Genomic DNA, 14,161 nt, shown 5'->3' on the forward strand with positions numbered 1-14,161 from the left:
GGCCCTAATGGGCGACGTGCAGCCCGCACTCCTGCGCCGGGTCGGGCTTGGTCGGGTCAACGTAGTCCCAGTTGTTCGGCAGGCCGTGCTGCTGCAGGTAATGATGCAGATCGCGCGAGGTCCAGTGCAGCAGCGGCGCCACCTTGAGAATGCCGTCGGCATTGCGCTCGACCTGCGCCATGGTCGCGCGCTGCGCGGTATCCGAGGCGCGCACGCCGTTGAACCAGACCTTCGGCCGCAACTCGGCGAGCGCCCGCTCGAATGGTTCCAGCTTGACCTCGCGCACGAAGTCGTCGAAGCGCGGGTCGTCGGCGCCCGGCGGCGGACCGTCGAGCGCCTCGCGCCGCGCCCGCGTCCGGCGCGGCGTGTAGACACGCAGGTTCAGGTCCAGCTGCGCGCGCAGCGCCTCGGCGTGCCGATAGGTTTCGGCGGTGTTGTAGCCGCTGTCCATCCAGACGACCGGGATCGTCGGCGCGACCCGCGTCACCAGATGCAGCATGACGGCGGCGAACGGCCGGAAGTTGCTGGTGACGATCGCCGGCTCGCCGCTGCGCAGACTCTCCTCGATCAGCGCCAGCGCCTCGGAGGGACCTTGCGGATTCAAGGCGAACAGGTCGGACGACATCGTCAGTCTCCAGAAAAGCGATCTCCACAATATGGGGATGCGCCGGGCTTTTCCCGATACCCGCCAGTTTCGTTCCAAGCATAGCGCCGGGCGGCATAAGGCGGCGGCGATTTGCTAGGCTGCGCGCCCCCTGCCGATCGTCCGCCATGAGCCCTCCCGTTCCCGAGCATTTCCACGAACTGACTGCCTGGCAATCGTCGGCCGGCACCGGGCCGGTCCTGCGTGGCCGGCGCCACGACGGCCCGCCGACGACCCTGCACTTCGTGCACGGCAACGGCTTCTGCGGCGGCGTCTACTGGCCGATGCTGCGCCCGCTCGCCGCCCGCTACGGGCTGTTCTGCCATGACTTCGAAGGCCACGGCGACAGCGACGCGCCGCAGCGCTTCGCCGGCCCGGCAGCGCTGGCCGCGCGCATCCCGCAGGTGATCGCCGAACAGCAGCTCTCCGCCGGAGCGCTGATCGGCATCGGCCACAGCTACGGCGCGGCGCTGACGGTGCGGGCCGCGATCGCACAACCGAACCTGTTCCGCGCGCTGGTGCTGCTCGACCCGATCCTGATGCCCGGCCCGATCTATGCGCTCACGCGCCTGCTCGCGCTGACGCGGCGCAATCCGCTGTCGCACGGCGCGCGCCGCCGGCGTGACCGCTGGCCATCGCGCCAGGCCGCCTGGGACCGCCTGCATGACCGCGGCATCTATCACGACTGGCTCGACGCCGCGTTCGACTGCTTCATCGACTACGCGACGCACGACGACGGCGGCGAACGCGTGCTGTCGTGCCCGAAATGGCTGGAGGCCGAGATCTTCGACCATCCGGTATTTCCGTGGGCGGGCCTGCGCGAGCTGCGCTGCCCGGTGCTGTTCCTGCACGGCGAGCAGACCTATCCCTTCGTCGCCAATGCCGCCCGCCTCGCCCGCCGCCGCCTGCCGTCGATCGAGGTGCGCACGCAGCCCGGCGGACACTGCTTCATGCAGGAGGATCCGCGCAGCACCGCCGACACGGTCCTGCGCTTCCTTCGCCTGCACGGGCTGTAGCGACGCCGCAGACGGCATCGCGAGCTGCCGCGGTGCCACGCGCAGGCACGCGTACGGCCATTTTTTTTGCTCCGCGTCCATGCTACGTTCGCGGCCATTACCGTGGTGCAGTCCCTCGCCCGCGGCACGCAGAATCCTGGGACAAATTGGGGAGAAAACTTGATGGACGCATGGAAAGCGACCGTTCGCTGCTCGGGCCTGTTCCTGGCCTGCGCCAGCGCGCCGGCGTTCGCACTCGGCTTCGATCTGTTCGACGGTGACGTCACCGGCACCTTGAACACCACCGCCAGTTTCGGCGCCGCGATGCGCATGGAGCAGCAATCGAAGGATCTCGTCGGCAAGGCCAGCCTCGACCCCAACGGTTGCGGCCGCCAGTTCCAGACCTGCCAGGGCCTGTTCGCCGAACAGACCTACCCGTCGGAACAGCTGGCACGCATGCGCGGCCAGTACTCGATGCGCGCCGACGACGGCAACCTGAACTACGACAAGCACGACCTCACGCAGGCCGTCGCCAAGGTCACCCAGGATCTCACGCTGAACTGGCAGGACTACGGCTTCTTCGCGAAGTGGCTGTACTTCTACGACTTCGTCAACAACGATTTCACCGAAACGCATCCGAACATCATCACGCCGGAGAACGTCGACCGCGTCGGCCGCACCGGCGATCCGGTTGCCAACCGCTACTTCACGCACGTCTACGGCCCCGGCGCCCGCGAGCGCATCAAGCGCAACGACGGCGAGACGCTGCGCCAGATCGGCACCGACTTCCAGCTGCTCGACATCAACGTCTACGGCCGCGTGCCGATCCCGGGCTGGGAAGACCACGAGCTGAGCTTCAAGATCGGCCGCCAGACGGTGAACTGGGGCGAGTCGACGCTGCTGGCGATCAACAGCATCAACCAGGCCAATCCGGTCAACGCCAACAACCTCTACCGCGTCGGCACGCAGGTCGAGGAAGTGTTCACGCCGGTCGGCATGGCCTTCGCGAGCATCGAGCCGTTCAGCAACGCGACGATCGAAGCCTTCTACCAGTTCGAATGGCAGCCGCTCGACGCGCCGCCGCCGGGCAGTTATTTCGCGACCAACGACCTCGGCACCAAGAACGCCGGCCGCTCGGTGAATTTCAGCTTCGGCGCCACGGCCGACGATCCGTACCGCGCGTTCGACGGCGACACCGCGAACAGCCGCAAGGGCTATCTCGACAATCCGCTGACGCTGATCACGCCGACCACCGGCACGCTGCTGCGCGAGCGCGACATGGACGCCAGCAATCAGGGCCAGTGGGGCGCGGCGTTCAAGTACTACGCGGAGAATCTCGGCAGCGGCACCGAGTTCGGCGCGTACTTCATGAACTACCACTCGAAGCTGCCGTACATCAGCTTCTTCTCGGCGCCGACCACCTGCAGCCATCTGCCGCGCGTCCAGAACACCGTCACCTTCTTCCAGTCCTGCGGCAACATCCCGGCGGTCTCCGACGCCAATGCCCGCCAGCAGCTGACGGTCGATTCGCTGACGCTGATCGCCAACCGGCCCGGCGTGCTCGGCGATCTCGGCGTGTTCAGCAATCCGATCGCCGGCCTCGAAACGCTCAAGGGCCTGCTGCTCGGCGGCGACCCCAATGCGCCGCTGTCCGACAGCGCCGCGCTCGACGAGCCGCGCATCGTCTTCGAGTACCCGGAGAACATCCACCTGTTCGGCCTGAGCTTCAACACCTCGCTCGGCGACTACTCGATCCAGGGCGAAGTCGCCTACCGTCCGAATCTGCCGCTGCAGGTGTCGATCACCGACCTCGGCTTCGCAGCGCTCGCGCCGACGCTCAACAGCTGCGGCAACACGGGCAACTGCCGCGGCACGACCGCCGGCTACGGCTGGGCGGAGGACGGCACGCGCACCTTCTACGGCAGCAGCGACATCGATCCGTCCCACCCGGACACGATCAATCTGCTGGTCGGCCACCTGCCGGGCTCGGCGCGCTCGTACCCGAGCTTCATCATCCCGTATCGCGGCGGCATGGTCGGCGAGAATCCGGGGACCGATTACAGCAAGCCGCTGAACCGCAAGAACCCGGGCTACATCCGCGGTTATGAGGAGTTCGAGGTCTACCAGTTCAACCTCGGCTTCACGCGCGTGCTGGGCGCCACCGACAACTTCATCGGCGCCGATCAGATCCAGATGGTCGGCGAGTTCGGCGCGACCTGGATTCCGGGCCTGCCGAGCCTCGACCGTCTGCAGATCGACGCGCCGGGTGTCTACCTGCATGCCTCGGCCGGCGCCGATGGCAGCGGCGCCGACGGCTCGCGCCAGGCCTGCTCGACCAACCAGTACTGCGCGATGGGCGGCGACGGCCTGCGCTTCAATCCGCATCAGGCCGATCTCGACGCCTTCGTCGACAAGTTCTCGTGGGGTTATCGCCTGATCAACATCATCAAGTACGAGAGCGTGCTGCCGGGCATCAGTCTGCAGCCGTTCCTGGTCTGGTCGCAGGACGTCAAGGGCACCTCGCCCGGCCCGGCGGAGAACTTCGTCGAAGGCCGCAAATCGATGATCGCCAACGTCGAAACCCGCTACAAGGACTTCCTGTCGCTGACGCTCGGCTACACCTGGTTCTTCGGCGGCGGCGACAACAACCTGCTGCGCGACCGCGATTTCGCGCAGGCCTTCTTCCGCGTCCAGTTCTAGACCAGCGATTCGAGAGCAACCCGCCGCGCGCGATACGCGCGGCGGGTTTTTCTTTTGTGAGGCGTATCGCACTGCAACATGTTTATCAGCGCATTCCCAGCATTCAATGTCAGCATTTTCCTACCTGAGCCGCTCTTCTTTTCATCTAAAATTTACATAGCGGCCATAAATGGGCCGAAAGCCAGGGAAATTTGCTCCTCATTGGTGCGAATTTCTTTAGCGCCCCGCGGTGAAGCGCATCGAATTCTTTGCAGCTGAACATTCGGGACGCCCTCGGCTCAGGGAGTTGCAACAAACGAAGTCACACGCCGGCATCGGGTTCGCCCGGGGACAGTGATGTCCGCCGGCAAACGGGGGAATCCCCCAAGGAACAGTGGAGTTCTCATGAAGACTGCATATGGCTTGTTGGGTGCGGCGGCGGTTCTGGCGGCCGCGTCGGCTTACGCACAGGACGCCGCCACGGATCCGCTCGCGGAAACCGGCGTCGAAAGCACCGATACCAGCACGACGACGGTCGAAACGACCGAGCTGGTTGCGCCGAGCTACATCGGCATCCAGGGCCTTTACACCGACCCGGACAGCGAGCGCAGCTTCGGGCTGGCCGACATCAACCGCGGCGTCGGCGTCGACCTGCTCTACGGCTGGCAGAGCCAGAAGCGCTGGGGTTACGAACTGCATGGCTGGGCGCAGACCTTCGAGACCGGCGATGACCTCCGCACCGATTTCTATCACTACGGCCTCGGCGCGGATCTGTTCTACGCCTTCGGTGACCGCTCGCACTTCACGCCGTTCATCCTGATCGGCGGCGGCGCGACCTACAACGACATCTATCCGAATGGCGCCGAGGACGACGGCTACGACTGGTTCGCCAACGGCGGCGTCGGCTTCGTGACCGGCCCGTTCACGAAGGTCGGCCAGCTGCGCCTGCGCGGTGAAGTCCGCTACGTGTACGACGGTTTCGCCGACGGCTACGGCGACATCCGCTACGCGCTCGGCATCGAAATCCCGCTGTTCAAGGAGAAGGCGATCGAGATGGCCGCGGCGACCGAGACGACCAAGATCGTCGAAGTGCCGACCGGTCTGACTGACAGCGACGGCGACGGCGTGGTCGACGAGAAGGACAAGTGCCCGGATACGCCGGCTGGCTCGCGCGTCGACGGCGACGGCTGCCCGTTCGAGAAGGTCATCAATCTCAAGGGCGTCACCTTCGAGTTCAACAAGACGCGCCTGCGTCCGGACGCGCAGACCATCCTCGACTGGGCGGTCGGCGTGCTGAAGAAGTATCCGGACATGAACGTCGAGATCGCCGGTAACACCGACAGCGTCGGCTCGGACGAGTACAACCAGAAGCTCTCGGAAGGCCGCGCGCAGTCCGTCATGCAGTACTTCGTCGAGCACGGCGTGCCGGAGTCGCAGCTGACGGCCAAGGGTTATGGCGAATCGCAGCCGATCGCCGACAACAAGACCGACGAAGGCCGTGAACTCAACCGCCGCGTCGAGCTGCGCATCCTGAACTAAGGACGATGGAGTCCCCCGCAATGAACACGTTTGATCTTATGAAGAAGACCCTGCTCGCCGCGATGGTCGCGACGAGCTTCGGCCTGGGCGCCTGCTCGGCCGACGGCAATGGCACCGAGAGCGGCGGCATCGTCGACGACGGCGGCGACAACGGCGGTTTCGGCCCCAACGATGGCTCGACGCCGACCAATGTCGGCGAAGACACCGACGGTGACGGCCAGACCGATACCCCCATCAGCGGCAACTTCATCTGCCAGCAGGGCGCCAAGGCCTACGGCGATGTCTCGACGGAGGTTGGCGCGAACGGCCTGGTCGGCGGCTTGCTCAGCACGCTGCTGAACCTGCTCGGCGGCAACACGGCGACGACGCTGCTGAACAGCGTCACCGAGCCGGATTACGCGGTCGACGGCCATCTGGCGACCTACTCGACGTTCAGCCTGACGGTCGGCCTGCTCGGCGGCCTGCTCAGCTCCGTCGATGAATCGGTGGTGTTCCCGTCGCAGGTGCCGGCCGGCACCTTCGCGGTGTTCGGCGTCTCGTTCCCGACCGCGACCGTCGATCTGAGCCTGTTCAACCAGATCTCGGTGACGACCTACCTCGGCGATACCGAGCAGGAAACGACGACCTACTCGCAGTCCGATCTCGACCTGCTCGGCCTGACCGCCGACCAGCCGGCGTTCATCGGCCTGAAGTCGCACAAGGCTTTCGATCGCGTCACGATCGGCCTGACGCCGGGGCTGCTCAGCGTCAACGTCGGCGACGCCATGCACGTGCACGAGCTGTGCACGGGCGGCAAGTTCGTGACGGCGCCGAGCACCTGAGAGGCAACGCTTTTCCCCTGGGGCGCGGCGGTGACGCCGCGCCCTTTTTTTGTCCGCCGCCCGCTCGCGTCACCAAAGCTTCATCCCGCCGTCATCTGCGGATCACCGCGCCGCGCGACAGTCGCACGCGCCATGAAAGACGCTCCGCGCAAAGCCAAGTCCCGCAAGCCGGCCGACGACGGCAAGCATCGCTACCGCACGATCTGGGTCTCCGACGTGCATCTCGGCACGCCGGGCTGCAAGGCCGAGCATCTCGCCAATTTCCTCAAGCACAACAGCTGCGAGAAGCTGTATCTGGTCGGCGACATCATCGATGGATGGAAGCTGCGCTCCGGCTGGTTCTGGCCGCAGGAACACACCAACGTGGTGCGCAAGATCCTGACCAAGGCCAAGCGCGGCACCCAGGTCTTCTACGTGACCGGCAACCACGACGAGTTCCTGCGCAAATTCGTCGGCTACGAGCTCGAGATCGGCAACATCCGCCTCGTCAACGAGCACGTGCACGAGACGGCCGACGGCCGCCGGCTGCTGGTCGTGCACGGCGATTTCTTCGACGTCATCACCCGCTACCACAAGTGGATCGCGCTGGCCGGCGACGCGCTGTACGAAGGCACGATGCGCTTCAACTACTGGTTCAACCGCGGCCGCTCGCTGCTCGGCATGCGCTACTGGTCGCTGTCGGCGTTCGCCAAGCAGCACGTCAAGACGGCAGTCAACATCGTCTCGACCTTCGAGGAGTCGCTGGCCCACGAATGCCGCCGCCGCGAGCTCGACGGCGTCGTCTGCGGTCACATCCACCACGCCGACGCCCGCGACATCAATGGGGTCACCTATTACAACTGCGGCGACTGGGTCGAGAGCTGCACGGCGCTCGCCGAAGACTTCAACGGTCGCATCCACGTGATCCGCTGGGTCGAGCTCGACCACCTGAACCAGAGCACGACGGTCACGCCGCTGCGGCGCCGCGCGACCGCCTGATCGGCGCACCGCGCGCCGCCAGCCGTGCGGCGCATCACGGCCGGCGGCGGTCGCGATCCGGCTTGGCCACGTGCGTGGCAAGAAACTTGCTGCCCCACAAGCGACGCGGCCTGCGCCGGGCCGCGGCGGAAGCGGGGGCACGATGCGCTATCGCACGCTGTGGGTTTCCGACGTCCATCTCGGGCGGCCCGGCTGCCAGGCCGAGCTCCTCGCCGACTTCCTGCGCCGCCACGACTGCGAGCGCCTCTATCTGGTCGGCGACATCATCGACGGCTGGAAACTGCATCAGAGCTGGTACTGGCCGCAGGCGCACGCCAACGTCGTGCGCGAGATCCTCAGCAAGGCGGAGGCCGGCACCGCCGTCTACTACATCACCGGCAACCACGACGAATTCCTGCGCCGCTACGTCGATCACGCGATGCACTTCGGCAACATCTCGATCGCCAACGAAGCGATCCACCACACGGCCGACGGCCGCCGCCTGCTGGTCCTGCACGGCGACGCCTTCGACATGATCACCCGCTACTTCCGGCGCATCGCCATCGCCGGCGACACGGCCTATCAGACGCTGCTGCGCGCCAATGTGCTGATCAATCGCGTGCGCGCCAGGCTCGACAAGCCGCACTGGTCGCTGTCGGCCTACGCCAAGCACCAGGTCAAGCGCGCGGTCAACTTCGTATCGGCCTTCGAGGACGCGGTGGCCCGCGACTGCCGGCGCCGGCAGCTCGACGGCGTGATCTGCGGCCATATCCATCACGCCGAGATCCGCAGCATCCACGGCATCCAGTACTACAACTGCGGCGACTGGGTCGAGAGCTGCACGGCGCTGGCCGAGGATCTCAACGGCCGCATCGAGATCGTCCGCTGGGCCGAGCTGCACGAGGGCGAAGCGGGCTCGGACAAGGTCACGCCGCTGCCGACGCCCCGGCGCGGCGCGGACGCCGCGCGACGGCGCTGACGCCAGCGGCGCGGCGCGCCGATCCGGCGCCGCTTCAGTGCCCGGCGATCGTCATGCCGTCGATCAGCACCGAGCCGGTGCGGATGCCGGCATGCGGATCGACATCGCGACCGACGGCGACGACGCCGCGGAACATCTCGGCGAGATTGCCGGCGATGGTCAGCTCATCGACCGGATAGGCGATCTCGCCGTTCTCGATCCAGAAGCCGGCGGCGCCGCGCGAGTAGTCGCCATTGACCAGATTGGCGCCGTGACCGAGCAGTTCGGTGACGAGCAGACCCTCGCCCATTTCCAGCATCAGCCCGGGCAGATCGAAGGCGCCCGGTTCGACGACGAGGTTGAACACGCCGCCGGCATTGCCTGTGGTCTGCAGGCCGAGCTTGCGCGCCGAGTAGCTCGACAGCAGCCAGCCCTCGAGCCGGCCCTGCTCAACCAGCGTGCGCTCGTGCGTGGCGACGCCCTCGTGGTCGTAGGCAGCGCTCGCCGCGCCGCGCCGCAGGTGCGGCTGCTGGCGCAGCGTGACGGCACGCGAGAACACGGTTTCGCCGAGCTTGTCGACCAGAAAGCTGGCCTTGCGGTACAGGGCGCCGCCGGAAATCGCGCCGGTGAAGTGGCCCCAGAAGCCGCGCGCCAGCTCCGGCGGCAGCAGCACCGGCGCGCGCCGCGTCGCCAGCTTGCGCGCGCCGAGGCGCGCCGCTGCGCGGCGGCCGGCCTTGTCGCCGATCGCCTCCGGCGTCATCAGCTCGCCCGGCACGCGGGCGTTGCTGTACCAGTAGTCGCGCTGCATGTCCTCGCCGGCGCTGGCGACCACCGCGCAGCTGAGACTGTGCTGCGTGCCGCGGCGCGCACCGAAGAAGCCGTGCGTGTTCGCGTAGGCGGAGATGCCGCGATGGCTCGACACGCTGGCGCCCTCGCTGCCGGTGATGCGCGGATCGGCAGCGAACGCCGCCGCCTCGCAGGCGCGCGCCAGATCGACGGCCGCCTCGGCCGACAGATCCCAGGGATGATCGAGATCGAGGTCCGGGAACTCGCGCGCCATCAGCGCCGGATCGGCCAGGCCGTTGCAGGGGTCCTCGCCGGTCGCGGCGGCGATCGCCAGCGCCGCGTCCACCGCCTGCGCGATGCCGGCGTCGCTCCAGTCGCCGGTGGTCGCGTGGCCCTTGCGCTGGCCGATGTAGACGGTCAGGCCCAGTTCGCGGTCCTGCTGGAACTCCAGACTCTCGACTTCCTTCTGGCGGACGTTGACGGTCAGGCCGCGGCTCGCCGAAACACTGGCTTCGGCCGCGCTCGCCCCGCCACGGCGCGCATGGGACAGGGCCACGTCGAGGCGCGCCTGGAGCAGCTCGGCGGACGGCAGGCCGGCATCGGCGGCGGGCATCGGACTCGGATTCATGCTCATGGTCTCAAGGCTTATGGGCGGCGGGCCCGGTCTGCAAGGGGCGCCAGCGTGGCCTGCAGTGCCGCCAGGCGCTCGGGGGTGCCGACGTCGGACCACAGACCCTCGTGCAGTTCGGCGCTGACGCGACCCTGGCGCGCCGCCGCGCGCAGCAGCGGCGCCAGTGGGAAGGCGCCGGCGGCCGGGGCGTCGTCGAGCAGCCGCGGATCGATCATCGAGATACCGCTGAAGGTCAGCCGCGCCACGCCCGGCGGTTCGGCGATCTGGCCGTCGGCCAGCGTGAAATCGCCGCGCGGGTGATGCGCCGGATTCGGCACCAGCACCAGATGCGCGCGGCGCGCGTCGGGCCAGTCGCCGGCCCGCGCGACCAGCGCCGGCCACGCGTAGTCGGTGTAGACATCGCCGTTGACGAGCAGGAACGGCCGCTCGCCGAGCAGCGGCAGCGCGCGGCGCAGCGCGCCGCCGGTCTCCAGCGCCGGCCAGCCTTCGTCGGAATAGGCGATGCGCAGACCGTAGCGGGAACCGTCGCCGAGCCGCTCGGCGATGCGCGCGCCGAGCCAGCCGAGATTGACCACGGCCTCGCGCACGCCGGCCGCGGCCAGCCCGCGCAGATGATGCTCGATCAGCGCCCGGCCGCCGGCTTCGAGCAGCGGCTTGGGCGTCTCGTCGGTCAGCGGCCGCATGCGTTCGCCGCGGCCGGCGGCGAGGATGAAGGCGCGTACCGTCACGCGGCGGCGCCGCCGTCGTGCAGGCCGAGCTCGTCGAACAGGCGCAGCAGCGGCGTCAGCTCGCGGTAGCGGACCGCGACCTCGCGCACGTAAGCGATGAAGCGCGGCACGTCGGCGAGATACTGTGGCTTGCCGTCGCGGTACTGGATGCGGGCGAAGATGCCGATGACCTTGAGGTGGCGCTGCACGCCCATCCAGTCGAACTGGCGCTCGAACTCGGCGTCGTCGGCGACCGGCAGACCGGCGCGGCGCGCGCGCTCGGCGTAGAGCCGGCGCCAGCGCTCGACGCGCTCGGCCGGCCAGCTGAGGAAGGCATCCTTGAACAGCGAGACGACGTCGTAGGCGAGCGGGCCTTCGACCGCGTCCTGGAAGTCGAGGATGCCGGGGTTCGGCGCCGACACCATGAGATTGCGCGGCATGTAGTCGCGGTGCACGTAGACGCGCGGCTGGGCCAGCGCCGATTCGACCAGCAGGCGCTCGATGCCTTCGAGTGCGGCGGCCTGCTCGATGCGGGTCGCGGTCTGCAGGTGGCGGGCGACGTACCAGTCCGGAAACAGCTGCAGCTCGCGCTGCAGCAGCACGGCGTCGTACGGCGGCAGCACGCCCGGGCGGCTGGCGAGCTGCCAGCGGATCAGGGCGTCGATCGCATCCTCCATCAGCGCGTCGGCGTCGACCTGCGCGCCGCCGTCGCGGATCCGCTGCAGATAGGTCTGGCGACCGAGATCGGTCAGCAGCAGATAGCCGGACGCAAGGTCGCGGGCGACGATGCGCGGCGCGTGCAGGCCGGCCTCGTGCAGCAGCTGCGCGACCTGAATGAACGGCGCGCAATCCTCGCGCGCCGGCGGCGCATCCATCAGTACCCAGCTGTCGGCGCCGGATTCGAGGCGGAAATAGCGGCGGAAGCTGGCGTCGGCGGAGGCCGGGGCGAAGCGCGCGTCGGCGAGGCCGAGCTGGCGCAGCGCCCAGTCGCGGCCGGCGGCGGCGCGGGCATCGAGTTCGAGAACGGGGGCGGAATGGGACAAGGCGGGCCGGGACAGTGCAAGACGGGCGTCGCAGCTTAACCGAACGCCCGCGCCGCCGACGATTGCACCGGGCGCAAACGTCCGCCGATACTTGCGCCCCGATCCCCGAAACCGGCCCACCTTTGTCCCTTTCCCCGCGTCCGTTCGCCTTCCTGCTCGGGCTCAGCTGCGCGATGGCCGCGCCGGCGCAGGCGCAGAGCACGCTGCCGACCCGTTCGGACTACACCCGCGACCGGCACGATCTGATGCCGTCGACCTGCCCGCAGATCAGCGACACGCTGCCGCCGCTCGAGCCGGCGACCGACGACAAGATCCGCATGACGGCCGACCAGGTCGATCTGCAGCAGGAAGGTCTGTCGAAACTGCTCGGTTCGGTCAAGCTGCGCCAGGGCGACAAGGAAATCAGCGCCGACCAGCTCGACTACGATGCAGCGCAGAAGCGCGTCATCATCAACAACGAGTCGCTGTTCCGCAGCCAGGACGTGGTCGTCGACTCGCAGCGCGCGCAGTTCGACCTCGACGACCAGACCGGCATCTTCAGCGACAACGCCTTCACGCTGACCGCGCGGGTCGCGCGCGGCAACGCCCGCGAGCTGCAGGTCAACGCCGACAAGACGGCGTCGATGCAGGAGGCGACCTATACCAGCTGCGCGCCCGGCGACGACAGCTGGTATCTGGAGGCGAGCAAGATCAAGCTCGACTACGACGCCGGCCTGGGCAGCGCCAGCAACGCGCGCCTGCGCTTTCTCGGCGTGCCGATTTTCTATTCGCCGTGGCTGCAGTTTCCGATCGACGATCGTCGCCGCACCGGCCTGCTGTACCCGATCGTCGCCGACACCAAGAAGACCGGCCTCGACATCCGCCAGCCGCTGTACATCAATCTCGCCGAGAACTACGACCTGACCTTCACGCCGCGCTACATGTCCAAGCGCGGCACCCAGCTCGATCTCGCCGGCCGCTATCTGTTCGAACGGTCCGAGGGCAATCTCGGCTACGAATACCTGGACAAGGACGACATCACCGGCGAGAAGCGCGACTACGTCTCGTTCGAGCACCGCGGCCTGCTGAACCGGCGCATGAGCGTCGCTCTGCACTATGCCAACGTCAGCGACCCGGCCTATTTCGAGGATCTCGGCGGCAACGTCGACCTGAGCTCGATCTCGTTCCTCGACCGCAGCGCGCGCCTGACCTACCAGTCGCCGGCCGAGTACTCGATCCAGGCGCTGGTGCAGGACTACCAGAAGATCAACAGCAACATCACCTCGCTCGAAGAACCGTACCGGCGCCTGCCGCAGGTTCTCGTCAACGCCCAGACGCGCAACACCTACTTCTACACGCGCGCCGGCTTCACCGGCGAGTACAGCAACTTCGCGCGCGCCGACTCGGTGCAGGGCCAGCGCATCGATCTCGACCCGTACCTGAAGATCGAACGCGACACGATCGCCTGGTTCAGCAAGGCGCAGCTGGATTTCCACTACACCGCCTACGAGCTGACCGACACGGCGGCCGGGCAGTCCAACTCGCCGGACCGCGCGCTGCCGATGTTCAGCACCGAGTACGGCCTGCGCTTCGAACGCATGCTCGCCGACGGCACCCCGCAGCTGCTCGAACCGCGGATCTTCTATCTGTACGTGCCGTACGAGGATCAAGGCGACCTGCCGGTGTTCGACAGCGGCGAACCGGACTTCGACTTCACGCAGCTGTTCGCGCGCAACCGCTTCTCCGGCCTCGACCGCATCTCGGACGCCAACGAGCTGACGCTGGCGCTGACCGGCCGCCAGCTCGACCCGGACACCGGCGCGGTCAAGGCTTCGGTGGCGATCGGCCAGCTCTACCGCTTCGAGGCGCCGCGCGTGACGCTGCCGGGCGAATCCGCCCCCGACAAGGGCGCCACCGACTTCATCGGCGAGTTCGACTACAACCTCTCGCAGAACTGGGGCACCCGCCTGCTCGCGCAATGGTCGCCCGAGCAGAACGAATTCAGCCGCACCGGCATCGCCGTGCGCTACCGCGACGATCACCGGCGTCTGTTCGAGGCCGCCTACCGCTACCGCCGCGACCAGCTCGAGCAGACCGATCTCGTGGCGATGACGCCGATCTACAAGGCGATCAGCGCCGCCGGGCGCTGGCGCTACTCGATCAGCGATGGCAAGACGCTCGATACCTACGTCGGCCTGCGCTACGACACCTGCTGCTGGGCCATCGACGTTGCGGCGCGGCGCTACATTTCGGACTCGCGCGGCACCTTCAACACCGGCATCTACGCCCAGCTCGAACTCAAGGGCCTCGGCCAGATCGGTTCCGGCTTCCCGAACCTTCGCGTCGACGACGATGTCTACTAGGGCCGGCAGTAGGTATCGCCGCCGGCTCTGGGCGATAATCCCGGACTTGCGTTCCCATTC

At 67.7% G+C, this 14,161-nt stretch carries 11 protein-coding genes; 7 read left to right on the forward strand and 4 right to left on the reverse strand.

Annotated features, from left to right (window positions below):
• Nucleotides 1-4: 4 nt before the first annotated feature.
• Nucleotides 5-625 carry a phosphoadenosine phosphosulfate reductase domain-containing protein gene (locus tag H149_RS0109350; RefSeq protein ID WP_020649488.1) on the reverse strand — a complete coding sequence of 207 codons (621 nt, stop codon included), beginning with the start codon at nucleotides 623-625 and terminating at the stop codon, nucleotides 5-7.
• Nucleotides 626-771: 146 nt separating this feature from the next.
• On the opposite strand from H149_RS0109350, the gene H149_RS0109355 reads away from it, so the two are divergent.
• From H149_RS0109355 to H149_RS0109380, 6 genes are all read left to right on the forward strand, one after another.
• Complete coding sequence (locus H149_RS0109355; RefSeq protein ID WP_020649489.1) at nucleotides 772-1,659, forward strand: alpha/beta fold hydrolase; 888 nt, start codon at nucleotides 772-774, stop codon at nucleotides 1,657-1,659.
• A gap of 162 nt (nucleotides 1,660-1,821) precedes the next feature.
• Entirely contained in the window at nucleotides 1,822-4,338 is a 2,517-nt protein-coding gene (locus H149_RS0109360) for a DUF1302 domain-containing protein (protein WP_020649490.1), read from the forward strand.
• A 384-nt stretch (nucleotides 4,339-4,722) separates the two neighbouring features.
• Nucleotides 4,723-5,856: an OmpA family protein gene (locus H149_RS20425; protein ID WP_051101832.1), complete on the forward strand. Its 1,134-nt coding sequence runs from the start codon at nucleotides 4,723-4,725 to the stop codon at nucleotides 5,854-5,856.
• Between the two features lie 38 nt (nucleotides 5,857-5,894).
• The gene (locus H149_RS0109370; RefSeq protein ID WP_020649492.1) at nucleotides 5,895-6,677 is read left to right on the forward strand and encodes a hypothetical protein; all 783 of its coding nucleotides are present in this window, start codon (nucleotides 5,895-5,897) and stop codon (nucleotides 6,675-6,677) included.
• Between the two features lie 132 nt (nucleotides 6,678-6,809).
• Entirely contained in the window at nucleotides 6,810-7,655 is an 846-nt protein-coding gene (locus tag H149_RS0109375) for a UDP-2,3-diacylglucosamine diphosphatase (RefSeq protein ID WP_020649493.1), read from the forward strand.
• A gap of 142 nt (nucleotides 7,656-7,797) precedes the next feature.
• Nucleotides 7,798-8,613 (forward strand): UDP-2,3-diacylglucosamine diphosphatase, encoded by an 816-nt coding sequence (locus H149_RS0109380; RefSeq protein ID WP_020649494.1) that lies wholly within the window; start codon nucleotides 7,798-7,800, stop codon nucleotides 8,611-8,613.
• 34 nt (nucleotides 8,614-8,647) lie between these two features.
• Here the strand turns inward: H149_RS0109380 and pmbA are convergent, their stop codons facing one another.
• Genes pmbA through H149_RS0109395 form a run of 3 tightly spaced genes read right to left on the reverse strand, consistent with a single transcriptional unit; the run spans nucleotide 8,648 to nucleotide 11,759 of the window.
• Nucleotides 8,648-10,012, reverse strand: coding sequence for a metalloprotease PmbA (gene pmbA / locus H149_RS0109385; protein WP_020649495.1), 1,365 nt, complete (start codon nucleotides 10,010-10,012; stop codon nucleotides 8,648-8,650).
• An 11-nt stretch (nucleotides 10,013-10,023) separates the two neighbouring features.
• On the reverse strand, nucleotides 10,024-10,737 hold the full coding sequence (gene murU / locus H149_RS0109390) for an N-acetylmuramate alpha-1-phosphate uridylyltransferase MurU (RefSeq protein ID WP_020649496.1): 714 nt from the start codon (nucleotides 10,735-10,737) through the stop codon (nucleotides 10,024-10,026).
• On the reverse strand, nucleotides 10,734-11,759 hold the full coding sequence (locus H149_RS0109395) for an aminoglycoside phosphotransferase family protein (protein WP_020649497.1): 1,026 nt from the start codon (nucleotides 11,757-11,759) through the stop codon (nucleotides 10,734-10,736). The genes murU and H149_RS0109395 overlap by 4 nt, the downstream gene beginning before the upstream one ends.
• Nucleotides 11,760-11,881: 122 nt before the next feature.
• On the opposite strand from H149_RS0109395, the gene H149_RS0109400 reads away from it, so the two are divergent.
• Complete coding sequence (locus H149_RS0109400; RefSeq protein ID WP_154654722.1) at nucleotides 11,882-14,101, forward strand: LPS-assembly protein LptD; 2,220 nt, start codon at nucleotides 11,882-11,884, stop codon at nucleotides 14,099-14,101.
• Nucleotides 14,102-14,161: the final 60 nt, after the last annotated feature.

The sequence above is a fragment of the Solimonas variicoloris DSM 15731 genome (assembly GCF_000382285.1).
Lineage (GTDB): Bacteria > Pseudomonadota > Gammaproteobacteria > Nevskiales > Nevskiaceae > Solimonas > Solimonas variicoloris.